19 protein-coding genes and 1 pseudogene are annotated in these 24,070 nt (G+C 68.5%); 6 read left to right on the top strand and 14 right to left on the bottom strand.

All coding sequences use genetic code 11. From position 1 onward, the window contains the following. Positions 1-40 precede the first annotated feature (40 nt). Complete coding sequence (gene hisC / locus ABLE92_RS18665; protein WP_348806265.1) at positions 41-1,108, top strand: histidinol-phosphate transaminase; 1,068 nt, start codon at positions 41-43, stop codon at positions 1,106-1,108. Positions 1,109-1,201: 93 nt separating this feature from the next. On the opposite strand, the gene ABLE92_RS18660 is transcribed toward hisC, so the two are convergent. Beyond that, positions 1,202-2,197, bottom strand: a complete 996-nt coding sequence (locus ABLE92_RS18660; protein ID WP_348806336.1) for an alpha/beta hydrolase — start codon at positions 2,195-2,197, stop codon at positions 1,202-1,204. A gap of 293 nt (positions 2,198-2,490) precedes the next feature. On the opposite strand from ABLE92_RS18660, the gene ABLE92_RS18655 reads away from it, so the two are divergent. Then, complete coding sequence (locus ABLE92_RS18655; RefSeq protein WP_348806335.1) at positions 2,491-2,892, top strand: acyl-CoA thioesterase; 402 nt, start codon at positions 2,491-2,493, stop codon at positions 2,890-2,892. Between the two features lie 15 nt (positions 2,893-2,907). Here ABLE92_RS18655 and ABLE92_RS18650 read toward each other — a convergent pair whose 3' ends face one another. Next, positions 2,908-4,167 carry a hypothetical protein gene (locus tag ABLE92_RS18650; protein WP_348806263.1) on the bottom strand — a complete coding sequence of 420 codons (1,260 nt, stop codon included), beginning with the start codon at positions 4,165-4,167 and terminating at the stop codon, positions 2,908-2,910. Positions 4,168-4,237: 70 nt separating this feature from the next. Further along, positions 4,238-5,374, bottom strand: a complete 1,137-nt coding sequence (locus ABLE92_RS18645; RefSeq protein WP_348806262.1) for an acyltransferase family protein — start codon at positions 5,372-5,374, stop codon at positions 4,238-4,240. A gap of 82 nt (positions 5,375-5,456) precedes the next feature. Here ABLE92_RS18645 and ABLE92_RS18640 point away from each other — a divergent pair, with 82 nt between their 5' ends. Together ABLE92_RS18640 and ABLE92_RS18635 are read left to right on the top strand one after the other, a co-directional pair. Continuing rightward, positions 5,457-6,527: a magnesium transporter CorA family protein gene (locus ABLE92_RS18640; RefSeq protein WP_348806261.1), complete on the top strand. Its 1,071-nt coding sequence runs from the start codon at positions 5,457-5,459 to the stop codon at positions 6,525-6,527. A gap of 97 nt (positions 6,528-6,624) precedes the next feature. Next, positions 6,625-10,899 (top strand): annotated as a pseudogene (locus ABLE92_RS18635) (cation-translocating P-type ATPase); the annotation flags it as partial. Positions 10,900-11,010: 111 nt separating this feature from the next. On the opposite strand, the gene ABLE92_RS26220 reads toward ABLE92_RS18635, so the two are convergent. Next, the gene (locus ABLE92_RS26220) at positions 11,011-11,139 is read right to left on the bottom strand and encodes an Rv1535 domain-containing protein (RefSeq protein WP_425476195.1); all 129 of its coding nucleotides are present in this window, start codon (positions 11,137-11,139) and stop codon (positions 11,011-11,013) included. 115 nt (positions 11,140-11,254) lie between these two features. Between ABLE92_RS26220 and ABLE92_RS18630 the strand changes: the two genes are divergently transcribed. Next, positions 11,255-11,845, top strand: coding sequence for a hypothetical protein (locus tag ABLE92_RS18630; RefSeq protein WP_348806259.1), 591 nt, complete (start codon positions 11,255-11,257; stop codon positions 11,843-11,845). Between the two features lie 3 nt (positions 11,846-11,848). Here the strand turns inward: ABLE92_RS18630 and ABLE92_RS18625 are convergent, their stop codons facing one another. From ABLE92_RS18625 to ABLE92_RS18600, 6 genes are read right to left on the bottom strand one after another with little or no spacing between them, the layout of a single operon-like run. Next, positions 11,849-13,081 (bottom strand): sulfotransferase family protein, encoded by a 1,233-nt coding sequence (locus tag ABLE92_RS18625; RefSeq protein WP_348806258.1) that lies wholly within the window; start codon positions 13,079-13,081, stop codon positions 11,849-11,851. Beyond that, positions 13,078-14,289 carry a hypothetical protein gene (locus ABLE92_RS18620; protein ID WP_348806257.1) on the bottom strand — a complete coding sequence of 404 codons (1,212 nt, stop codon included), beginning with the start codon at positions 14,287-14,289 and terminating at the stop codon, positions 13,078-13,080. Before ABLE92_RS18620 ends, ABLE92_RS18625 begins: the two co-directional genes overlap by 4 nt. A gap of 29 nt (positions 14,290-14,318) precedes the next feature. Beyond that, on the bottom strand, positions 14,319-15,641 hold the full coding sequence (locus ABLE92_RS18615) for an NAD(P)/FAD-dependent oxidoreductase (RefSeq protein WP_348806256.1): 1,323 nt from the start codon (positions 15,639-15,641) through the stop codon (positions 14,319-14,321). Positions 15,642-15,693: 52 nt separating this feature from the next. Then, positions 15,694-16,002 (bottom strand): hypothetical protein, encoded by a 309-nt coding sequence (locus ABLE92_RS18610; RefSeq protein WP_348806255.1) that lies wholly within the window; start codon positions 16,000-16,002, stop codon positions 15,694-15,696. Between the two features lie 46 nt (positions 16,003-16,048). Next, on the bottom strand, positions 16,049-16,690 hold the full coding sequence (locus ABLE92_RS18605) for a TetR/AcrR family transcriptional regulator (RefSeq protein ID WP_348806334.1): 642 nt from the start codon (positions 16,688-16,690) through the stop codon (positions 16,049-16,051). Positions 16,691-16,741: 51 nt separating this feature from the next. Continuing rightward, a complete protein-coding gene (locus tag ABLE92_RS18600; protein ID WP_348806254.1) occupies positions 16,742-18,574 on the bottom strand; it encodes a hydroxysqualene dehydroxylase in 1,833 nt (610 codons plus the stop codon). A 247-nt stretch (positions 18,575-18,821) separates the two neighbouring features. Between ABLE92_RS18600 and ABLE92_RS18595 the strand changes: the two genes are divergently transcribed. Beyond that, positions 18,822-20,576: an NAD(P)/FAD-dependent oxidoreductase gene (locus tag ABLE92_RS18595; RefSeq protein ID WP_348806333.1), complete on the top strand. Its 1,755-nt coding sequence runs from the start codon at positions 18,822-18,824 to the stop codon at positions 20,574-20,576. Between the two features lie 36 nt (positions 20,577-20,612). On the opposite strand, the gene ABLE92_RS18590 is transcribed toward ABLE92_RS18595, so the two are convergent. The 4 genes from ABLE92_RS18590 to ABLE92_RS18575 all read right to left on the bottom strand — a co-directional run bounded on the left by ABLE92_RS18590 (position 20,613) and on the right by ABLE92_RS18575 (position 24,057). Beyond that, positions 20,613-21,092, bottom strand: a complete 480-nt coding sequence (locus ABLE92_RS18590) for a GNAT family N-acetyltransferase (protein ID WP_348806253.1) — start codon at positions 21,090-21,092, stop codon at positions 20,613-20,615. Positions 21,093-21,165: 73 nt separating this feature from the next. Beyond that, complete coding sequence (locus tag ABLE92_RS18585) at positions 21,166-22,287, bottom strand: alpha/beta hydrolase (RefSeq protein WP_425476192.1); 1,122 nt, start codon at positions 22,285-22,287, stop codon at positions 21,166-21,168. A 45-nt stretch (positions 22,288-22,332) separates the two neighbouring features. Further along, entirely contained in the window at positions 22,333-23,028 is a 696-nt protein-coding gene (locus ABLE92_RS18580; RefSeq protein ID WP_348806252.1) for a GntR family transcriptional regulator, read from the bottom strand. 114 nt (positions 23,029-23,142) lie between these two features. After that, positions 23,143-24,057, bottom strand: a complete 915-nt coding sequence (locus ABLE92_RS18575; RefSeq protein WP_348806251.1) for an oxygenase MpaB family protein — start codon at positions 24,055-24,057, stop codon at positions 23,143-23,145. Positions 24,058-24,070: the final 13 nt, after the last annotated feature.

Here is a 24,070-nt window from a genome sequence, read left to right as displayed (position 1 = left end):
CGAACGCGGTCACGCACCGTCGGACACCTACAGTGGAGCGGTGAGCCTGCGCATCCGAGAAGACCTCGACGACCTGCCGGTCTACGTTCCCGGCAAGACGTTTCCGGACGCGGTCAAACTCGCCAGCAACGAGGTCACCCAGGGACCGCTCCCATCGGTCCTCGACGCGATCACCACCGCCGCGTCGAATGCGAACCGCTATCCCGACAACGCGATGGTCGATCTCACCGAGGCCCTGTCGAAGAAGCTCGACGTGAGCCCCGAGGAGATCCAGGTCGGCTGCGGGTCGGTCATCCTGTGCCAGAACCTCATCCTGGTGACGTGCCGGCCGGGTGACGAGGTGGTGTTCGGGTGGCGGTCCTTCGAGACCTATCCGCTGGCCACCCGCCTCGTCGGCGCCACACCGGTGCAGGTGCCACTGACCGGCGACGACGTCTACGACCTGGCCGCGATGTCCCGCGCGATCACCGACCGCACCCGGCTGATCTTCGTGTGCAATCCCAACAACCCGACGGGCACCGTCGTCACCGCCGACGACCTGCGCACGTTCCTGCGCTCGGTGCCCGACGACGTGATCGTCGCCCTCGACGAGGCCTACTTCGAATACATGCGCCTGGACGCCGAGCACCGGTACGACGCCCTTGAGTTGCGTCGCGAGTTCACCAATCTGGTTGTGCTGCGCACCTTTTCGAAGGCTTACGGCCTGGCCGGCCTGCGCGTCGGCTACGCCGTGGCCGACCCCGCGGTGATCACCGCGCTGGGCAAGGCACATGTCCCGTTCTCGGTGAACAGCGTCGCCCAGGCGGCCGCGATCGCGTGTCTACAGGCCGGTGACGAACTGCTCGCCCGCACCGACGACGTCGTCGCCGAACGGGCCCGGGTGACCGGCCGGCTTCGCGCCGCGGGCTATCGGGTGCCGGATTCGCAGGCGAATTTCGTCTGGCTCGACCTCGGCGAACGCGCCATCGACTTCGCGACCGACGCCGTCGGTGGCGGTGTGGTCGTGCGCCCCTTCGCCGGCGACGGAGTGCGGGTGACGGTCACCCATGTCGAGGAGAACGACCGTTTCCTGACCTTCGCCGAGGGCTGGATCCGCAAGGGCCGCTGACGACATCGGGGGCGTCGACGTCGTCGGCATCAGGCCGGACGCGCGATCGCAGCCGAGTCACCCTTGGTGACAGCCGCCGCGTGAGGGCTGGACTCAGTAGTACAGCCCACGCGACACCGTGTTCCAGGCGGCTGGCAGGTCCTGCTCCCAGTAGGCCCAGGTGTGGGTGCCGATGAGCCGGAAGCCGTCGGTGTAGGCGACGCCGTGGGTCCGCATATCCAGGGCGAATTCGAGCGAACAGCGGTAGGCGCCGACCTCGAGCGCCGACGACGACGCGGTCACCGCCTCGGGCGGGCCCTCGTCGGGTTCGATCCGGCGCTGCAGGTCGAGCGGCCCGATCGCTCCGGACCCGGCGGAGATGAAGATGTTCTTGCCGCGCAGGGCATCGAGATGCAGCGACGGGTCGTGGGCCTGCCACCCCGCCGAGCCGAACGGCCCCCACATGTTGGTGGCGTCCCCGCCGTCGCGGCCGACGGTGGTGCGGACGTAGGCCTCATTCGCCGCCCCCGACACCGGCGGGCAACCGCTGAGCGAGGCCAGCCCGGAGTAGAGGTCGGGATGACGGATGGCGAGCGCGAAGGCGGCCTGACCACCCATCGACAGACCGATCACGGCGTTGCGGCCGCTGCCGTTGAAGGTCGAATCGATCAGCGGGGGCAATTCCTTGGTGAGGAAGGTCTCCCACATCGGCTTGCCGAGTTTCGGGTCGGTCCGCTGCCAGTCGGTGTAGAAGGTTCCGGCTCCACCGACGGGAAGCACGACGTTGACGTTCTTGTCGGCGAAGAATCGTCCGGCATGACCCTTGGTGATCCAGTCGCTGACGCCACCCTCGGCACCGGCGCCGTCGAGCATGTACACGGTGGGACGCGGACCCGACGCCCCCTCGGGGGTCAGCACCGACACCTTCACGCGCTCGTTCATCGACGGCGAGTCGACCCAGATGTCGGTGCGCAGGACGCTCACCGGGGTGGTGGTGACGATGCGGGCCACCTGTCGAGGGGCCGCGTCGGCGACGGGCGCGGCAACACCCATGCCGAGGGCGACGACGCCGAACACCGACGCCGCCAGCACAGCCATACGCCTTGCCATCATCACCATTCCGCTCCACTTGATCCGGCGAATTCCGGACGATGAACCACCGACGCGGGGTGTTGACGTCTCCCCCAGACTCATCACCAACAGTCTCAGCCTGAAAGGATACGCACGGGTGACCATCACGTGAACCCTCGACGAGTACTTCACAGATTGCATTCAGGAGCACACCACGCGTGAGTACCACAAAGCCCACCCGCAGGGCAGCAAACACCGCAGGTGAGAGCGGCAACACGGACCCTGCCGGCGCCGCTCCCGGCGGCCGCCTCGCCGCAGGCGAATTCGCATTTCTGGCAACGATTCCGGTGCGCTGGTCGGATATGGATGCCTTCGGTCACATCAACCACGCGCGGATGGTCACCCTCATGGAGGAGGCCCGCATCCAGTGGTTGCTGTCCGCGGGTGAGGAGTACACCCCGCTGATCAAGAGCGCGATGATCGTGCACGTCGAGATCCGCTATCAGAGCCAACTCCGCCACGACGATTCGCCGCTGGCAATCGGGATGTGGATCAAGGGTTTTCGCTCCGTCGACTTCACCATCGGCTACGAGATCCGGGGCGCCGACGCCGATCCTGCGTCGAAACCGGCCTGCGTCGCGAGCACCCAGATGGCCGTGGTGGACATCGAGAAGCACAGCCTGCGCCGACTCACCGCCACCGAGAAGGGGTACCTCACGGCCTGGTCACGCTGAGGGACTCGACGACGGCTACGGTTCGTACCGCGCCGGTAGCTCCTGACCCACCGACAGCCGAGCAATGTTGCCCGCCAACACATCTCGGTAGATACGCAGTTGTTCCTCGCCGCTGCGCACCTGTTCGGAGAGCCGTTTGGCGTTGTCCATCGAGATCTCCCGATCACCCGAGCGGGCAACGAGTTCATCGATCCGGTCGTCGAGGGTGGCGGCCCGGTCGTACTCGGCGAGGATGCGCAACTCGACCGCGGCCGACTCCACGACGTGGGCCACCTCGGACAACGCCTGCACGCGGTCGATCAACTCGGTCCACACCGGGCGCAGCGTCGTCTCCCGACGATCGAGTTGCTCGGCGAACGCCGCATCGAATCCGCCGCTGCGTTTGGCCCGATCGAGCTCGACCCGGACGGCGCGCAGCGCGATGATGTCGGCGGCGATCTCGACGAGCTCGGCGTGCAGATTGACCTGGGTGCGTTGCACCGCAAAGTGATCCGAGCGCCACGCCGGATTCATCATGATGCGGTCGTAGTAGTGACCGGCGATGAACAGCAGTGCCTCGTATCCGTCGACGAAGTTCGACGACCCGGGTGCGGCGGGCACCTGATTCTGTGCCGCGGGTGCGGTTCGGGGCATCGACGCGGTGACCTGATCGGCCCACTGCTCCACCTGCCGCTTACCCGAGCGGGCCGCGACCTGTCCGACGACGCCGGCGATGAGGTCCACCGCGGCCGTCCCGGCCCGCCGCACGGCCCGCAGTGTTCCCACGTTGGGGGTCGGCGTACACAGCAACCCGGCGAACAGGCGCTCCCGCTCCTCGATCTCGAGGTAGATGTTCTCGCGGCGCTCCCGGCGGATCGCCCGGGTGCTCCCGGCGAACACGCCCTTGCCGGTGACGATGGCCTTGTGGGCGTCGTCGCGGCGACGCGCCAGCCCCGACAATCGGTTGCGGAACACCGCGGCCACCACACTGGGCATCATCGCCCCGGACAACTGCTGCTCGGTCTGCACGATCGTGCGTTGCAGGCGGCGCAGCTCCCCGAAACCGCCGGGCAGCGTGGGCATCGGCAGACCGGTGGAGACACGGCGGATGACGATCGCACGACCGGCGGGGGTGAGGTATCCGGACGCGACGAGGACCGCGGCCACGTCGGAGAGCTCCGGTCGGTCGCCGGGCATGGCCGCGCGATCACACCACTCGCGGATCTCGGCGCTGGTCGGTCCGCTGAGGTGGCGGGCACCGGGGCGTTGAGCAGGCCGATGGGCGTCGTCGATCATCGTTCCCGGCTCCTTTCCTGACGTGGTCGAATGCGCCGGTGAGAAACGGCGGCGACCGTATGCATCCATGCTACCGGCGGGTTGCGACGGAACCGGGCGTTCGCGCCCGCCACAGCGGCCGGGTCACCCGATGCAACACCCAGGCGAGCAGCGTGCTGATCACCACGGTGATCAGCAACGCGATCACCAGATTCCCGGTGAACACCCGGTACCCCAGCACCGCCATCACCACCTCGAGCACGATGACGTGCACGCAGAACAGTTCGTAGGAGATCTCGCCGAGGAACACCATCGGCCGGCTCGCACACACCCGCGCCCACCAGGACCGCTGATCGGCGCAGGTCAACGGCACTATCAGGCCGACCGCGACGATCAGATACAGCACGTGTTTGACGATCGTCGCCGACGCGGTGGTCGGCGTGATGGTCGGTTCACCGGCGATCTCGCCCGCCGACACCACGAAGGCCACCACCGCCGCGAGCACCCAGCCGGTGGCGTGGGACCGCCGGATCATCGGCGCGCACACCGCGAGGATCATTCCCGCCACGAACCATCCGAAGAACGACGGCGCCCACAGCCGCGCCGTCGGACTCAGCCCGGTGCTGCCGGCGACGATGACGATCCAGACCGGACTGACCAGCAGCAGCGCCGACAGACCGGCCAGCAGCAGATCGGGCCGCCACCGGCCGGGCGCCCCGGTCAGCCATCCGACGCCGACCACCAGCACCCAGCCGATCAGCGGCAGCACCAGGTAGTAGACGACCTCGGCGGCCAGACTCCACATCTGGGTGAGCCCCGAATGCAGGTACCCGAGACCGTAGACCTGCGTCAGCGTCATGTTGCGCAGGAACCCCGACCAGCCGGCACCGGTCAGCGACGGCTCACCGGCCGGTGGCGCGAGGGCGTAGATCAGATACACGCCGATGACGGTGATCCAGTACGCGGGCAGGATGCGTCGTGCCCGATGCCAGAAGTATCGCCCGACGGCCGGTGTCGCCGTCGACGAGCGCGCGGCGCGCACCCACGGGGAGAACAGCAGGAATCCGGACAGCACGAAGAAGATCGCCACCCCGACCTCGAACCGCGCGAACAGCCGTCCCACCACGTCGTCGGTGTAGTTACCGGTCCAGAACGCCGCATGGGTCACCACGACCGACACCGCGGCCACGGTACGCACACCGGTGAGCGAGGGGACACGCGAGGCCATGCGCCCGATCCTGCCAGGGGCGAAACGCTCGGCCACCACAGCCGTGGGAGATGAGGTACCGGGGAGATGGCACGATGACACCATGTCGGCCACGCCGGACTCCGGCCACCACGAGGTCATCCGCGGTCAGATCTGGCGCGACGGACACAAGGTCGACGGCTTCGATCTGGCGAGCATCTCCGAGCACCTCCGCTGCGAGAACACCCTCATCTGGGCCGACCTGGACTGCCCCTCACACGAGACGCTGACCGCACTCGCCGACGAACTCGACCTCAACAAGTTCGCCATCGAGGACACCATCGCCGCCGCCGAACGCGTCAAGACCGTCAACTACCGCAACTACACCTTCATGACCGTCTACGCGATCTCCGAACGCGAGCCGGGCACGGTACCGCCGCCGCGTGACGCGGTCGCCGGCTCCCCCGACCACCACTCCCCCTTCGCGTGGCGCGCCAAAACGTTCACCCTGCAACGGATTTCGATCTTCCTCAAGGAGAATGCGCTGATCACCGTCCGGCTCTCACCGGGCTTCGACATGGGCCAGGTGGCCACCCGGTGGGAGGAGGTCGGCGGTGAGCAATACGGGATCGGCGCGTTGCTGCACGGCCTGCTCGACGTCGTCGTCGACGGCCATTTCGACGCGGTGCAGCGACTCGACTCCGACATCGAGGACCTCGAGGAGTCCCTGTTCGACGACACGATGCGTTCCCACGATCTGCAACGACGGACCTTCGATCTGCGCAAGGATCTCGTCCTGCTGCGGCGCGTGGTGGTGCCGATGCGTGAGGTGATCGCCGGCATTCAACGTCGACGATTCGAGAATCAGGCCCCACCGGAACTCGATCCGCACTTCTCCGACCTCTATGACCACGCCTTGCGCGCCGCGGAGTGGACGGAGTCGTTGCGTGACATGGTGACCACCATCTTCGAGACCAATCTGTCGCTGGCCGACGCGCGTCTGAACACGGTGATGAAGAAGCTCACCGCGTGGGCCGGGATCGTGGCGGTGCCGACGGCCATCACCGGGTATTACGGCCAGAATCTGGATTTCCCGTTGTTCCAGACATTCACCGGTTTCCTGGTGAGCACGCTGGTGATCCTCGTCGTGGTCGTCGCGCTCTACGTGGGTTTCCGACGGCGCGACTGGCTGTAGCGCTCCGGCCACATCCGCGGTCGACGACCCCGGCCCCGGTTGGCACCACAGTCCCTCGGGCCGGCCCGGGGATACGAGGTGACTTGGGTAAAGTTGAATGCGGATTGGAGGCCGCGCAATGTCGCTTTTTTCCGTTCCGGTCAAGGCGGTTCAGATCGCTGTCGGTGCCGCCCTCGTCGGCGGTGAGTCGGCGGTGCGAGCCGGACGCTGGGCCGAGGACACCACCCGGGCAACGCTGTCCTCGATCGCTGCCGACGTCACCTCGATGGCGCAGACCACGGCGTCCGCATCCGCGGGGATGATCGCCGAGGCCTTCGGGGGCACCCCCGCACGCCGGATCACCAGCAACGGTGACGTGCATTGGATCGAGGTCCGCGGCCTCGACACCGATTTCGACGCCCTCGCCGAGGCCGTCGCCATCGCACTCGACGCCACCCCCGGCGTCACCGACGTCCACGTCAACGGGCCGCTGTCGCGGGTGATGGTCACCGTCGCCGCGGGCGGGCCGTCGGCTGCGGACCTGGCGGCGGTGATCGCCGACGCCGAACGCCGGGCCCCACGCGAGGCCACACCCCCCGCCTTGGCTCCGCTGCCGGGCGACGACAATGTCATCGCGGCCGATCTGATCGGGTTGGGTGTCGCGGGCACCGCGCTCGTCTCGGCGGCCGTGTACCGCTTCCTGCCGCTGCCGGTGGTCTCCGATGTCGCCGCCGTCCCGGCAACCCTGCTCAACAATCACCCCCGCCTGCGCGGCATGGTCGAGGATCGCCTCGGCGCCGAGGGCGCGGACCTGCTCCTCTCGTCATTCCAATCGGTGACCGGCATCGTCACCGCGGCCCCGATGTCCGTCCTGGTCACCACGACCGCCCGCGCGGTGCAGAGCGCCGAGGCATTCAACGCGCGCCGCGCCTGGGCGCAACATGCCACCGTTCTCGCCGGCCAGGCACGCAAGGTCGATGTGGTGGCACCGCTGCGGGCGGGCCCGGCGGGTCGGCACACACGCCACGGGTCCCGGTTCGATGAGATCTCGATGAATGTCGGCCTGGGTGGCTCCGGGATCCTCGCCCTCGCCGACGGACTGCGCACCGCCGCCGACGCCACCCTGGTCTCCGCCCCGAAAGCCGCACGGGCCGTGCGCGAGTCGTTCGCCGCCGCCCTGTCGCGGGGGCTGCACCTTCGCCACGGCGCCCTGGTGATGAACCCGCGCGTCCTGCGTCGCCTCGAGGACATCGACACCCTCGTGGTCGACCCGCGGGTGCTGTTCACCGACGAACTCGCCGTCACCCAGATCACCGGGGTCGATCACGACGACCGTTCCCGCGTCTGGAAGGCCGCCACCAAGGCCTTCGACGAGGGCATCCTCGAGCCCGGCTGGAATCCGTTGGCGCACCACGTCGACGACGCGCCCGATGCGTCGGCGCTCATCAGCCCGATCCGGCAGCCGATGGCCTCGGCGCTGTTGATGGAGGCACGCCGGGCCGAGGTTCGCGTGATCACCTTCGCCAATGACGGATTGCATTCGCTGCGACAGGGATTCGACGAACTCCTACCCGACGGCAAGGACCCCGATCAGGATCTGTTCGACGCGGTGGAACGGTTACGCGCCGACGGCGCGCGCGTCGCACTCATCTGCCGGGGTGCCGACGACGCGGCGCACGCCGCTCACCTCTCGGTCGGCCTGATGGACCGGGTGGACTCACCGAGCTGGTCGGCCGACATCCTGGTCCCCGACCTGGGCGCGGCCTGGCGCGTGCTGCACGCCCTGCCCGCGGCCCGTGAGGCTGCGCAACACGGAAAGGCGTTGTCCACGGGCGCGTCGCTGCTCGGCACGCTCATGCTGATCCCCAGTGTTCCCGGGTACGGGCCCGATTCGGCCAATGTCTCGGCGATGTACGCGTTCTGGTCCGGATTCTCGGTGGGCCGTGAGGTCTTCGACGAGCAACTGCCGCAACCGGATTCGGGGCATGACTGGCATGCGATGCCGATCGACGAGGTGCGCGCGCTGTTGCCGATGCCGGCCCCCGAGCCGATCGACACCAGCCTGACCAACCGGGTCACCTCGTCACCACCGATCCGGATTCCCTGGACCACGATCAGCGGCGCATGGCGACGGGTGGGCGACTTCACCGACACGATGCGCGACGATCTCGCCGATCCGATCACCCCGATCCTGACCACCGGCGCGGCCGCCAGCGCGCTGCTCGGCTCACCGCTCGACGCGGTGATGGTGTCGGGCGTGTTGCTGCTGAACACCGCGATCTCGGCCCAGCAATCGCTGCATGCCGAGCGCCTCCTGCGGTCGATGCTGGCCGTCCAGGAACCCCTCGCCCGGCGCCTGACGTCGACCGAATACGCCGGTGCACTCGGCGCCGCGGACTACGACGAGGTGCGCGCCGGACGTCTGCGGCCCGGCGACCTGATCGAGGTCCGTTCCGGTGAGGTGGTCCCGGCCGACGCCCGCATCATCGACGCCGACGCCGTCGAGGTCGACGAATCGGCGCTGACCGGCGAGTCCCTGCCGGTGGCCAAGAACACCGCCGACACCCCGGGAGCACCGCTGGCCGAGCGGACCGGAATGCTGTTCGCCGGCACCACCATGGTGGCCGGCAAGGCCCACGCGGTGGTGACCGCCGCCGACGGGGCGACACAGGTCGACCGCGCGTTGGCGCTCTCCCCCGCCCAGTCCAAGTCCGTCGGACTGGCCGCCCAACTCGGCGAGATCACCAAACGCGCCCTGCCGTGGAGCCTGGCCGGCGGAGCCCTGGTCGGTGCCCTCAGTCTGTTGCGTGGCACCCCCGTCCACGAGGCCGCCTCCGGCACCGTCTCGGTGGGTGTGGCCGCTGTTCCCGAGGGCCTCCCGCTCGTCGTCACCCTGGCGCAGTCCGCATCGGCGCGACGGCTCACCGGGTCGTCGGTGCTCATACGCAACCCGCGCGCCATCGAGGCGTTCGCCCGGCTGGACGTGGTCTGCTTCGACAAGACCGGCACGCTGAGCGAGAACCGTCTGCGGGTGACGTCGGTGCGTGCCCTCGACGGCGCCACCGAACGTGACGTCCTCGAGGTGGCCGGGGCCACCATGCTGGTCAACCGCGCAGGCAAGGTGGAGCACGCCACCGACGCGGCGATCCACCGCGCAGCCACCGAGGCCGGGATCGGGTTGGCGACCCTCGACGGATTCCTGCCCTTCCAATCCGACCGACCACTCGCGGCCGCCGTGATCGGCCGCCGCCTCATGGTCAAGGGCGCACCCGAGGCGCTGGTGAGCGCACTCGACCCGGCCGACCGCGACATCCTGCACGACACCGTCGCCGACATGGCACTGCAGGGTTTACGCGTGCTCACCGTCGCCGAACGCACCCTGACCGCGGCCCAGGCCACCGCAGCCGCCGATCCCGCCGTCCTGGCCGAGCTGTGCTCCTCGGAGCTGCGGCTGATCGGCACGATCGGTCTCAGCGACACGCCCCGCGAGGGCGCCCGCGAACTGCTCACCGACCTGCAGGCCCGGAACATCGGAGTCCGGCTGATCACCGGTGATCATCCGGTGACCGCGCGGGTCGTCGCCGGCGAACTCGGTCTCGACGTCGACGACGGCCACGTGATGACCGGGGCGGACTGGGACGTGCTCGACGCGTCGGCGCGCGTCGAGGCCGCCCGCACCCACCAGGTCTTCGCGCGGATGTCACCCGAACACAAGGTGCAGGTGGTCGCGGCACTGGAATCGGCCGGCCTGATCACCGGCATGGTCGGCGACGGGGCCAACGACGCCGCCGCCATCCGCGCCGCATCGGTCGGAATCGGGGTGGCGTCGAAGGGCAGCGACCCGGCCCGGATGGCCGCCGACGTGATGCTCCTCGACGGCGACATCGGCGCCATCATCGACGCCCTCGACGAGGGTGAGCAGCTGTGGCGGCGTGTGCAGTCGGCGGTGTCGGTCCTACTCGGGCACAACGTCGGTGAGGTCAGCTTCGGTCTCATCACGACGGTGCTGACCGGATCGCCCGCTCTGAACGCCCGTCAGATGCTGCTGGTGAACATGCTCACCGACGCGCTGCCGGCCGCGGCATTGGCGATGAGCCCGCAGAACGAGCCCGACGTGGCCGGGCGTCACGATGAGGCCACCATCTGGCGTGCGGTGGCGGTCCGTGGCGTCTTCACCACCACCGGCGCGACGCTCGCCTGGACGCTGGGGCGCCTCACGGGCACACCCGAACGGGCGGCCACCATCGGATTGGTGGGATTGGTGCTGACCCAGATGATGGAGACCCTGGGCGATTCGCACGGGCCGTTGGTCGTCGCGACGAACGTCGGCACCTTCGCGGTGATGGCGGGAATCATCAGCATCCCGGGCGTCAGTCAGGTGTTCGGCTGTACTCCGGTGGGACCCATCGGGTGGGGCGAGGCATTCGCTGCGGCCTTCGCGGCCGCTGCCATTGCCAAGACAATGCCGGGCGTCATGGACCGGCTGGCAGAGGAACTTCCTAAACTACTCGTCGATGCTCAGCACACCGACACGGACGAGGACGGCGTAGACGTGCTCGAGAGCAGGAGTGAGCAGACGAACGCCGGAGTCGACCAGGGCATCGGGCCCGAGAGAGCGAGTGATCTCCGTCATGACAGGTGAGCCTACCCCAAGTCCTACGGAAACGGATAGGGGCAAACCGGAAGAAGGGACTTCGGTCCTCGACGATGTTCGTCACCTCGTCGCGACCCACAACGACGTCTCCAAGATGGTGCGTGACGCACGTCGCTTCTCGATCAATCTGCCGCTGGTCGGCAAGGTCGCGGTGCCGCAACCCAAACAGTTGGCGTTCTACGGGGTGCTCGGTGCGCTGGCCGCGACCGGGGCCATCGAGTGGCCGGTTGCGGTGGCCCTCGGCCTCGGTGTCGCGGTGACCGCCAAGGCCGTCAGCGCCTCCCCCGCCGCGCCGCAACCCGCGCTCGTCGCGGCCCAGCCGGTCATCGTCGAGCAGATGATCGTCGAGCGGGTGACCACCGAGCCGGCGGCCGACGACGTGGCCGACGTCCTCGGGACCGAGCCCGCGACACCGGCTGCGACCCGCACGACCGCCGCCACGAAGGCTGCGGCGACAAAGGCACCGGCGAAGAAGGCACCTGCCACGAAGTCCCCGGCGCGGAAAGCCCCCGCGAAGAAGACCACTGCGGCAAAGGCAGCGGCCAAGAAAACCCCGGCGCGAAAGACTGCGGCCAAGAAGACCCCAGCGACGAAGACCACCGCGACGAAGACTGCCGCCAAGAAGACCACCGCCAAGAAGTCCGCGCCGCCCGCTCCCGCGCCTGTCACCGAGCCCACCGACTGAGGTTCACCGGTCCCCGAAGATGACCTCGAGGTAGTGGGCGTAGGCGTCGGCGACCTCGTCGTCGGTGAGGCCGAACTCCGCGAGGGAGTACCGGTGCACGCCGTGGGAGTGCTGGCGGTGTGACTCGCGGTGCCGCGTCATCTCGGCCCGGGTGTCGGCGCCGAGGTCGATGCCCGCCGCGGCGTAGATGCGCTCGACCTGTGTCATCGGGTCGTCGATGAGGTCGTCGTAGTAGACGTCGACGAATCGGTCCGGGTGACGTTCCCGCACGGCGAGGGACCGTTGCGCCATGTCGACGTTGCGTCGTAGCCAGTGCCGCGCAACCGCTTGTGCGTCAACATGATCGGAGAACATCGAATGTCCGTGGGCGAGCATGCTGGAGAAGGATGCCGTCGTGCGAACCGGATCCCGATGGGTGCCGACGATGACAGCATCGGGAAAGACGTCGAGCAGGGTGTCGAGATGTTCGAGATGAGCCGGCGTCTTGAGGACCCAGTGACCTCGCCGATCCTGCTGGGCCAGTACCTGCAGCAACAGCTTGAGGTAGTCGTAGGACGGTCGCGGATCCTGATCGGCGAGCCAGCGGGCGTACGACGGCACGTTCAGCATCGCCTCGGGCACCTGCGACATCAGTGAATATTCTTGCAGCAGAACGTCTTCCTCGGGACCGTCGGCCTCCACCGCGTGGATCGCGAAGAACTGCGGATTGAGGTAGCGCAGCGACCACTCGGCCGCCTTCGTCTGTGCGATCCGCATCCACGGACGACGGCCGGGGCGTTCGGATCGGTGCGGCAACAGGTGCACGACCTCCCACGACTGCACCGCGCGTATCCGGGAGTCCGATCCGATCAGCCTGTGCAGCATGGTTGTTCCGCTGCGTTGGAGTCCGGCGATGACGATCGGCGGGGTGATCGGTTCATCGGCGATCTCCGGCCGGCCCGTGATCAGTTCGGCCACCCGCAGTCGGGTGGCGAGCAGACCGGTCAGACGCGCCCGGATCACCAGCGCACCGAAGGAGGAGAGGTCGGCCTCGTCGAGGATCGATCGGGTCAGCACCTCGAGGGCCTCTTCGGTGAGCGGATCGGCCCGCCAGGGTAGTCCGGTGGCCCGGGATGCCCGCGCGCGCAACGCATCCGCCGACAGGTCCGGACCGTGCCCGCGGTCGGTCAGGCGCCGCCCGAGGGCGTTGAGTGCGGTGATCGGCCAACGCTGTAGGGGAACGAAACCGTCGGTCACGGAAGATCTCTCACCTGCGAGACCGGCACGACGCGGGTGCGCGGCTGGGGATGATCGGTCGCCCGAATCCATCGGAACGTCATGCCGCCACTCGAATGTCCGGTGGTGTGAATCCAATTGGGCACCCCAGGATCGGTGTGGGCGACGACGACGCGCACACTGCCGTCCGGACGGTAGCCGGCGGTGTGCTTGTTGACGTGGATCGTGGAGTACCGGTAATCCAACGACTCCAGCCAGTGGTTGTCGAGTTGGAAGTTCCACGCCTCGCAGTCGGGGATCTCGGCGTCGATGACCAGCGCCTCGTCGGGTCCGAGCCGCCAATAGCTGTGGTAGTAGATGATGTTCGGATCGCCACCGGCCTTGGTGGAACGATCCGGGTCGAACATCGGCAGTTCGTTGGTGTGCTTGGCGAAGTCGTGTGCCCACTTGGCGAACAGCATCGACGCACCGGCCACCAGCAGACTCGCCTTGCCCAGCCCGGCGTCGAGCTGCGCGGCCGTCAGCGGTGCCGGTGCCGGCGGGCTCGCGTCGGTGCCTTCGGCGGCGTCGTCGATCAGGTCGATGCGCAGGTCCGCGGGCGTCTCGGTGTTGCGGTCGGCGAAGGTCTGCCGCACGATCAGCAACCCGGACGCCTCCGTCATCGGCAACCAATTGCCCTCGTGCTCAACGGCACTCACGATCAGCTCGAACCGACCGTCGGCGCCGATGGCCAGATCCGAGGCCTCCACGTATCCGGTGGTCGGCATCTGGCCACCCTGTCCGTAGTTGCCCTCCTGGGTGCCGAAGCCGAGGTAGTCGACGGTGCCACGGGTGCCGGAGATCCGGTAGCTGAGCGTGCCGTCGATGGTGGCGTTCTGGTAGTGGTTGTCGGGATTGTCCGAGCCCATCTTGGCGGTCTCGTGAATCATCCGGCGCAGCACCGGGGCTCGCGGGTCGGCGTACTCGACGAAGGCCTCGAGTCCGGCACGGGTGAGCCGCGACAGGTAGCGGTAGCCCTCGGCCTGGGTCAGCGGATCGGTCGGCGTGCCCGGGTACATGATCGACGCGCCGGCCGATTTCAGCGTGTCACAGAACTCCTCCCACGCCTGCCCGGACGCGACCCGCGCCTGCGCGACGTCGTCGGGCGTCGTGCCACGAAATCGGAGCCACGCGATGCGGGCGCGGCGGAATCCATCGAGGGCGGAGGTTGCCAGCGTGCGGCCGTTCATGGGCCCACCCTACGGCGAGGTCGGTCTGCTCAGAACGACTTTCGGGCGGTCTTCGGATCCCCGTAGGTGATCGCACGTTCGCGTCGGGTGTCGGTGAGCAGGGTGGCCGCCCACGTCACGACGGTTCCGGTGCGGTTGCGAACACCGGCGAGGAAGGCGATGTGGATCGCGCCCCACGCCAACCAGCCGATGCTCCCGGACAGCTTCAGCGGCCCGGTCTGCAGGATCGCATTCTTGCGGGAAATGTATGCGGCGGTGCCGAAGTCGCGGTACTTGAAGGGTGGCCGGTCGGTGTCGCCGGCCACCACTCCGGCGATCACCGCACCCGCATGCCGCCCGCCCTGCATGGCGACCTCGGCGACCCCGGGCAACTTCTGGTACGAACTCATGTCGCCGACGACGAAGACCTCCGGATGCCCCGGCACCGACAGGTCGTCGCCCACCGGGATGGTGCCGCCCCGGTCGGTGGTGACGCCGAGCGCGTCGGCCAGCGCCCCGGCGAATGGGACGGCCTCCACGCCGGTGGTCCACAGTGTGGTGCGCGCGTCATATCGGCACACCTTCTTCGTGGCCTTCTCGGTGATCTCGACGGAATCGGCATCCACACCGGTGACGTGCACGCCGAGGTGCGTCTCCACACCCAGGCGGTCGAGGGTGCGCTGCGCCTTCGCCGACAACGTCGGACTGAACGAGGGCAGGACCCGATCACCGCCGTGGAACAGCATCACCCGGGCCTCGTCGGGGTCGATGCTGCGGAACTCGCTCTCGAGTGCGACGTGCGCCAATTCCCGTATCTGCCCGGCCAATTCGACACCAGTCGGACCACCGCCGGCGACGGCGAAACTCAGCCACGGACGACGCTGCTCGGCGTCGGGCAGGGATTCGGCCATCTCGAAGGCGGCCATGATGCGTCGGCGGATGGCCAGGGCGTCGTCGAGCGTCTTCATCCCGATGGCGTGCTCGATGAGATCCTCGTTGCCGTGATACGACGTCCGCATCCCGGCCGCCACCACCAGGTAGTCGTAGGTGACCTCGGTGACGGTCGAATCCATCCGGGTGACGGTGACGGTGCGCGCCGCCGGGTCCACCGCGGTCGCCTCGGCGCAGAACACCTCGGCGTTGCGTTGCCGGCGCAGCAGATGCCGGATCGGGCTGCTGATGGAGCCCTCCGACAGCAGTCCGGTCGCGCATTGATAGAGCAGCGGCTGGAACAGATGGCTGGTGCCGCGGTCGATCACCGTGACCCAGACGTCGGCTCGGCGCAGACGCCGGGCGGCGTTCATGCCGCCGAAACCCGCTCCGATGATGACCACATGCGGCCGGCCGCGCCGGCCGGAGTCGGATACACCCACCCCGCCGATTGTGGCAGAAACCCGGCGAGGCGGTGGCTGTCCGCGGTCGGGGTCAGCGGGAGGCGGGAACCGCGCTGGTCACCGCAAGGGTGGCCGCGCTCGTCGCGGCGGTCACGGTGAACACCGACGGCCAGGCACCGATCTTCTTGGCCAGCGGGTGCGACGCCCCGAATGCCACGAGATAGGTGCCGAGCAGTCCGGCGGCGACGGCCGGCCCGCGGGAGCGCCATTCGTTGGTGCAGTACGCGCCGACGGCCGCGAGAACCACGCCGCCCAGTTCGCGGCGACCGGTGTAGCGGGCGGCGGCGTACCCGCCGACGAGGCCGACAGCGACAGCGGGAACCGTGGGATCGAGAGCCATGGCCGAAAGCCTACGCAAGGGGCGGGCGACACCGGCCGCGCAGTACTCATCCGGTGATCAGATAGTCCTGCTGCATCCGCTTCCAGAGCGCGAGGTGCGGATCTGTGGTGGGATCGCGCCGGTCGATGAGGTAGGTGGTGGCCGCTCCCCTCATGCTGGAGAACAGGATCGGATAGAGCTCCGGATAGCGTGGCGCCGAGGTCAGGGTGGGGCCGAGGAAGTCGGCGACGACGGCGGCCACGGTGCGGCCGATCTCCCGCTCGGCCGGCAGCAGGACCGTGCGCAGCGACTCGTTGGTGCGTGCGGCCACCCACAACTCCATCGACGCCACGAAGTACGGCTGATGGAAGGTCGACCACCCGAGGTCGGTGGCCGCCGAGATCCGCTCGACCGGATCCTCGGGCCAGTCGATCTGTGCGGGCAGTTCGGCGATCCGGGTCCGCGCGAGATGCCCGACCGACGCGGTCAGCAGGGCGTCCTTGGACGGGAAATGATGCAGCATCCGGCCGCGGCTCACGCCCGCCTCGGACTGGATGGCCACGGTGCTGGTGTGGGCATAGCCGCGCGCCACCAGAACACGCAGTGCCGCGTCGAGGATCAGGGTGCGGGTCTCGTCGCTGCGCCGCTGCCGGGGTGCCTCCATCGGGGTGAGCACACTGTTCGGGGTGAGCGCACTGCTCGGGCGCATCGTCACCGGGCCAGTCTACGAGCCGGGTTCCGCCATCGGGGTGCCGAGACGTCAGAAGTCGAGAATGTGGGGCAGACCCGCACGGTAGCGGTCCCGGTCGGCGGCCTTGATCGGGTCGAGGATCGGCAGGTCCCACAGCGGGAACACCGGAGCGGGGCGGGCCGGGCTGTCGGCGGCGTCGAGGATCGCATTCGCCGCGCGCCGTCCCGCCTCGTTGGCCCCCTCCATCGTCGCCAGGTCGATGTTGGTGCGCACATGATCACCGCCGATGAACAGGTTGGGAATGGAGGTGGCTGCGGTGGGACGGTGCTGCAGCGAACCGGCCGTGTTGACCATCAGTGGTGTGGCGTTGGCGATGGTCGGTGACCAGGTGATCCCGGGATCGAGTGACCAGGTGACGATGTCCTCGCTGCGCAGGATGCGCCGCGAACCGGAGTTCATCGCGCGCGCCATCTGCGCCCACACCTCCTTCGCGATCTCGTCCCTGGTGCACTGTTTTGCCTTCTTGCCGAACAGGATTCCCGGTGTCTCCCAATCGGAGATGTCGATGGACAGGCAGTCGTGCACGCGGCCGTCGCCGTAGGTCCGGGCGAAGTCGACGTTCCACGGACCGGCCTGGAACAACCCGGTGAGCGCCCAGGGTGTGCCGAGGGAGGCGATGTGTCCGGGCGGCAGGTCCGACCTGCGGGACAGGAAGTACTGGATGCCGACCATCCAGTCGTCCTCGAGATGACGAATCCCACCGAGTTCCGGTGCGGCACCGAGGATCTGCGGGGTCAGCAGGGGTCGGAGCCGGTCGATCGGCATGGCCGCGACGTACCAGTCGGCGGTCACCGTCCGGCCCCGGGAGGTGCGCGCCCCGGCGATCTGTCCGCCCGAGACGTCGAATGCCGCGGCGCCCTCACCCATCTCGAAGCGCACGCCGCGTCCTCGGAGATACGCGACCCACGGATCGATCCACACATGATTGGTGGGGCCGTTGAGGATTCGGTCGACACCACCGTGGACGAGTCCCGCGTCGTACTGGCCGATCAGACCGGTCGCGGAAACGGCCAGCGCCCAACCGATCTGGCCGATCGTGCGGGCCGACGCGGTGCCGGATTTCGCGGCCACCAGGGCGCGGGTGAGGGCGCCGGCGAGATACTTGCGGTAGGCCGGCGACTTGCCGTCGGCCTTGACGAACTGGACCCAGGACTGTTTCTCCCACTGGCCCACCTTGCGTTCGTCACTGCTGGTGGCGATGATCAGTTCGCGGTTCACGAAGTACGCCAACTCCTGTGGCGGGATGTCGACGACGAACTTGAGTCCGGTGGTCAGCGCGTTGCGTAGATTCTCTAGTGTCGCAAGCGAACCCGCGTGGGTGATCGATCCCATGATCGATGCGGGCGCGACGGTCGGCGCGTACCCGGATTCGTCGAAGGCGACGATCGCGGTCTCGACGTTGATCAGGTGCCGGTCCTTGACGTTGCCGCCCGGCACCGGAATGCGTTGCATCGACTCGGTGACGTGCTGATAGCAGCCGGGGAAGAAGCGGAAGCCGTGTTCGCCGGGAAGCGGTTTACGCCCGCCCGCCGCGGTTCCGGGAACGTCGAGACTGCGGGCCTTGCCACCGAGGTAGGCCGGCTCGTACACGGTGACCGCGAAGCCGCGTTCGATCAGTTCGTGGGCGGCCGCGAGTCCTGCCATGCCGCCGCCGAACACCGCCACCGAGCGTCGCCGACCCGCCGCGGGCGGCACCGCACGCGCCGACGGCACGCTCACCCCGGGCATGGCGACGGCCGTCCCGGCCAACACCGCGGCGGCGGCACCGCCGGTCAGCAGCGACCGCCGGGAGACTCCCGGCCCTCCGCCCGATCCGTCGATTCTTTCGTCACCTTCGGACATGGCACGGCCCTCCCAACCTCGGAACAGTCAACTCTGACTCTTTTGATGTGATGTGCACCACTACTCCGAGGCCTGCGGGACGGAATCGGCGAAGTGTCTCGCGCCGGATGGGCCGGGCCGGGCGATGTCACACTGGACCCATGGCAGATTCGTCCCTGCACCCCATCCCCGGCACAGCCCGGTGACCGGCCCGACCGCTCCCGACCCCGCGTCTCATCCCGATCCGGCCAGCGTCGACACCGAACCGATCCCCGGCACCGCGGCACCCGCCGACGCCGCAACCCCCACGATCCTGCTGGTGTCGGGCACCCACGCCGACGCCCTCGCCGACGAGTTCGGCCGGTACCGCCGCGACTACCACGTGCGTTGCGTGGCGTCGGCGATCGAGGCGATCGTGGCACTCGGTCAGCTGGCCGGCCGTGGTGATCCGGTGGCGCTCATCGTCGCCGATTCGGAGTTGCCCGACATGCCACTCATGGAGGCGCTGCACACCTTTCGCTCCATCACGCCGACCGCACGCCGCGTCGTCGCCATCGCCTGGGAGACCTTCGCGGTGACCTCGGCGGCACTGCGTCCGGCGCTGCGCAAGGGCAAGTTCGACACCTTCCTGCTGATGCCGCGCGGCGCCCGCGACGAGGAGTTCCATTACGCGATCACCGAGATGCTGTCCGACTGGGGCTCGACCATCGCCGCCCCGGTCGTCGAGGCCGTCCGGATCATCACCGACGAGCCGACCGCACTGACCCTCGAGATCCGGGACATGCTCGACCGTTCGGGCATGCCGCATCGCACCTATCCCCCCGACAGTCCGGCCGGGCGTGAGGCGCTCGCCGCGTACGTGCCCGAGCCCGACGATCCCGACTCCGCACCGTCGTTCCCGCTGCTCCAGTCGATGATCAGCCTCAACCACGGGCTGGTCATCGCACCGTCGTCGGCCCGCGAGGTGTCGGCCATGCTCTACGGGCGGCCCTCGGATGTGGACGAGGAGGCGGTGGTGGATCTGGCCATCGTGGGCGCCGGCCCGGCCGGTCTGGCGGCCGCGGTCTACGCGGCCAGCGAAGGACTGTCGACGGTGGTGATCGAATCGTCGGTGATCGGCGGGCAGGCCGGCACGAGTTCGATGATCCGCAACTACCTCGGTTTCCCGCGCGGGATCTCCGGGATGCGGCTGGCCCAGCGGGCCCGGGTGCAGGCGGTGCGCTTCGGTGCGCGGTTCTACTCCGGGTGGCCGGTCCACAGACTCGAACTCGGCGGCCTCGAACCGGGCGGCCTCGAACTCGGCAGCGAGCACACCCCGCACCGCCTCGTCACCGACGGCGGCGATGTGCGCTCGCACGCCGTCCTGATCAGCAGCGGCGTCGACTACCGACGGGTCGGCGTCGACTCACTGGAGGCCTTGGTCGGCGTCGGCGTCTTCTACGGCGCGGCGATGTCGGCGGCCCGCGAGATGGAGGGCCGCGACGTGATCGTCGTCGGCGGCGGCAACTCGGCCGGTCAGGCGGCCATCCACCTGGCCCGGTTCGCGCGGTCGGTGACGATCGTGGTCCGCCGCGATGACCTGTCGGCCACCATGTCGCAGTACCTGATCGGCGAGATCACCTTCCATCCGCGCATCAGCGTGTGCGGTCGATGCGAGGTCGTCGACGGCGGCGGCGACGGTTCGCTGGACTGGGTGACGCTGCATCATCGCGACACCGGCGAGGACGAGCGACGCGCCGTCGGCGGGCTGTTCCTGCTGATCGGTGCCGAACCGCACTGCGAATGGGTCTCCACGGAGATCGCGCGCGACGATCACGGCTTCGTCCTCACCGGCCGCGACGTCCCCAAGAACCGATGGGCCGACGGCCTGCCCCCGGCGAACCTCGCGACCAGCGCCGCGGGGGTGTTCGCCGCCGGCGACATCCGCGCCGGTTCGATGAAGCGGGTCGCGTCGGCATCCGGTGAGGGCGCGAGCGTGGTGCCCCTGGTCCACGAGTGGGTGGAGACCTGCGTGCGGGCCTGAGCCCACCCGGCGACGCCGCCCTTCGTCGGAGCCGGTCTACCGCACATCCTTGGTCAGGTGAACCAGTGCGTATCCACCCGAGGTCGGTGTTCGGTGTGTCTCCCGGAAACCGACTCTGGCGTACAGCCGCAGGTTGCCGACGCTGCGGTCGCCGGTGAACAGGCGCATCTCGCCGACTTCGGGAGGCAGCCGCTGCTCGGCCAATGCCAGCAGCCGGCTACCCAGACCCTGGCTCTGGACATCCGGAGCGACGACGAGCCGGCCGAGTTCGGCGATCGTCGTCGCGGGATCGACGGTCACCCGGACGGCGCCGACGAGACGCCCGTTGGTGTCCCGGAGCCCCAGCGCCAGGACGTTCGACGCCGAGAGCTCGGTCGTCACCTCGTCCGGCGACTGCACCAACGGGGGTCGCCAGACATCGTCATGCGCCTGGGCCTCGGTGACGTAGGCGGCACGCTGCAACGTGAGCAACTCGCCGGCGTCGGATGCGGACAGGATCACCACGGCGGTTTCCATGACAGCCGATCAAGTCAGAGCGTCACGGTCGGACCGCCCGCACACCGCGCGTCGAGACCCGGGCGCGATCGACTCAGTCGAGCGAGGCGAGGAATTCCCGGACCCGTGGCCAGGTCTCGCGGGTCGCGGCATCACCGGCGATGAGACCGAGGTGACTGGTCTCCACGGTCGCGAAATGGACCTGCTCGGAGTCGGCGAACAGGTCGACTCCGTGCCGGGCGGCGGCCCAGCTGACGATCGCGTCGCGGTGGCTGCCGAACAGCTGGATGGGTGCGGTGATGGACGTCAGGTCGACGAGCCTGCCGTCGAAATTGAGCACCCCGGACGCGAGTTCGTCGCGGTAGATGAAGTTCTCCCACATCTGCAGCGATACCTTGCCCGCATATCCCGGCATCGTCGTCTGGAAACGGTCGATCACCTGCATCCGCGCCAGCGCATCGGTGTCGTGGGCGTTGCGCATGATGTAAGCGGGTTTCTTCAGTTCCCGCTCCCACGCCGTCGCCCGGTAGGCGAGCCGCACCAGCGGTGCCGGGATGCCGCCGAGGGCGCGCAGCGCACCGGAGATCAGGGTGCCGCCGGTCGGCTTCATCAGCGTCTTGACCAGCGGATACGGCGGAACCTTCGCGTAGTCGAGGGGCGTGCCGATGGCGGTGATCGACCGGATCGGCAGTTCCGGATGCGCGGCCGCGGTCAGGAACGTGATCGTCCCGCCGATGCTCCACGCCATGAGATCGACGAGGTCGCCCGTCGACGACGCGGACGCCTCGTCGCCACCGTGATAGTCGGCGAGAACCCGGCCGACGGCCTGGGGCACGATGTCGTCGAAGTAGTCGGAAAAGCCCATGTCACGGTCGGCGCGCCCGACGTCACCGAAGTCGACGACGTAGGGCACCCGTCCGTCCTCGAGCAGCTTCGCCACCACCGACTGCCCCGGGCCGAGGTCGTAGCAGCGGGCCGACACCGCCAGCGGCGGTACCAGCAGCACCGGGGGACGACCGGCGACGCGCGCCGCGGCACGATCGGCGTCACTGCCGTATCTGCGCAGTTCCCGGTGCTCACCGGTGTGCAGGACGGTGTGCTCGGTCTGCACGTCGGGGGCCACCTGGTGGCCTCCCAACATCCGCAGGACGAGGAGCGCACCTTCGGCGGTGGACGGCGCCTCGTTGTCTTTCGGCGCGATTGCGGGGCTCGACATCCTGGCGAATCTACGCGACGCACCCATCGGCGAGGCGGCAGCCCTTTAGGACGCGTGCTCGCGGGACTCGTCGTCGTCCCAGAAGTTGACGGCGTCGAGACTGCGGATCAGCCGATCGCGGGCGTCGGCGAACCGGGCGTGGATCTCGGTCCGGATCGAGGCCTCGTCGCCATCGCGCAGAAAACCGATGAGTCGGCGGTGGCTGGCGACGGCCTGGCGGCCCCACTCCGGATCGTGCGCATAGAGCTGATGCGGTGAGTACTTGTTGGCCTCGAACAGGAACCAGGCGAGTTTCTTGCTGTGCGCCATCAGATTCACGTGACGGTGAAAGGCGAACTCGCGATCGAGGACCCGATCGGCATTGCCGGTGTCGACGGCGGCCTCGAGTTCATCGACGATGGTCGCCAATTCCGTGAGGCTGCGCGCCAACTCCGGATCGGCGATGGCGTGGGTCGCCAGGCGCGCCGACAACTCGGCCTGCATCCAGAAGAGGTCGACGATGTCACCGCGTTCGAGATTCTCGACGATGAACCCGCGATGAGGGGACGACCGGACCAGACCTTCACCCCGCAGCGTGACCAACGCCTCGCGGACCGGCGTGACGCTGCATCCGAGCGCGGACGCTGTCTCGTCGAGCCGGATGAACTGACCGGGACGGATGTCTCCGGTCATGATCCGGGTACGCAAGTGGTCGGCGACCTCATCGGTGAGCTGTTTACGACCGAGCCGCACAGCTGCCATCGCCTTGTCTCCTCTCGTCATCCCCGACCGCACTTCCCCTACCGAACCTTATTGTCTCGTGCCCGAATTCGTCGATGCGTTCCCCGATCGGGACAACCGAACGGGCATTGCGCGTCACACGATCGCCCTGTCGTGACGGATCCGGTACCGCAGATCGCGCATCATCGCGCGGCTCCCGCCGAACCGAATCGACTTCGGCAGGGGTGCGTTGACCACGGAGACGGTCCAGAACAGCTGCGCGAATCGTCGTCGATCGGTCGCGGTCCACTCCACGCCCAGTTCCTCGCGGAACAGCGGCGGCAGGAAGCCGATGGTCAGGAACCGCAGCAGGTCGACGAAGGGCAGGCGGACCAACGGGTTGATCATCTTCAGGTCCACCAGGTCGTTGAGGAAGGCCCGGGTCCGTTCATCGATGGAGACCCGTTCACAGGCGACGTTCCAGTAGTGGTCGAACTCCGCGCGCGAGGCGGGCCACATCTCTTCGGGCACCTGCAGGGTGGTGCCGAGAACCTTCGACGACTGGTAGAACTCCTCGGCCTGCGTCTCATCCATCGTCCCGTGGATCAGTTGATAGGAATCCTCGACGCCGACGAACAGGCAGGCCGCCACCCACATCTGGAGTTCACGGTTGAAGGCGTTGTAGCGGACCGGGCTGTTCTCGTCGGACCGGACGTGACGATGAGCCGTGTTCACCGCCGCGCGGAACGCGGCCCGCTCCTCGTCGGTGCCGAGGATCGCGACCGCGAGGTACTGGGTGGTGGTCCGGGCCCGTTTCCACGGGTGATGCTGCAGCGCGCCGGACTCGACCTTGCTCTCCAGCACGCCGTAGGCGACCTCGGGCCACGACAGCTGCATGATCACGTTGGCGGCGGCGCCGGCGAACGACCAGAAGTCGAGCGCCTCGGTGACCTTCGCCGTCGTGTGCCGGCCGATGGCGTGCCGCCTGCGCCGCGGGATCGCGATACGCGTCTGCGCGTTGGTGAGGACCGCGGTCGTCTCGTCGAGATCGGGCAGGTAGGTGGTGGCCATGGACGTCTTCTTT

It is taken from the genome of Gordonia oleivorans (assembly GCF_040044975.1).
Taxonomy (GTDB): Bacteria; Actinomycetota; Actinomycetes; order Mycobacteriales; family Mycobacteriaceae; genus Gordonia; species Gordonia oleivorans.
Note: the sequence above shows the minus strand (reverse complement) of the source record. Positions and strands in the feature narration are given on the sequence as shown.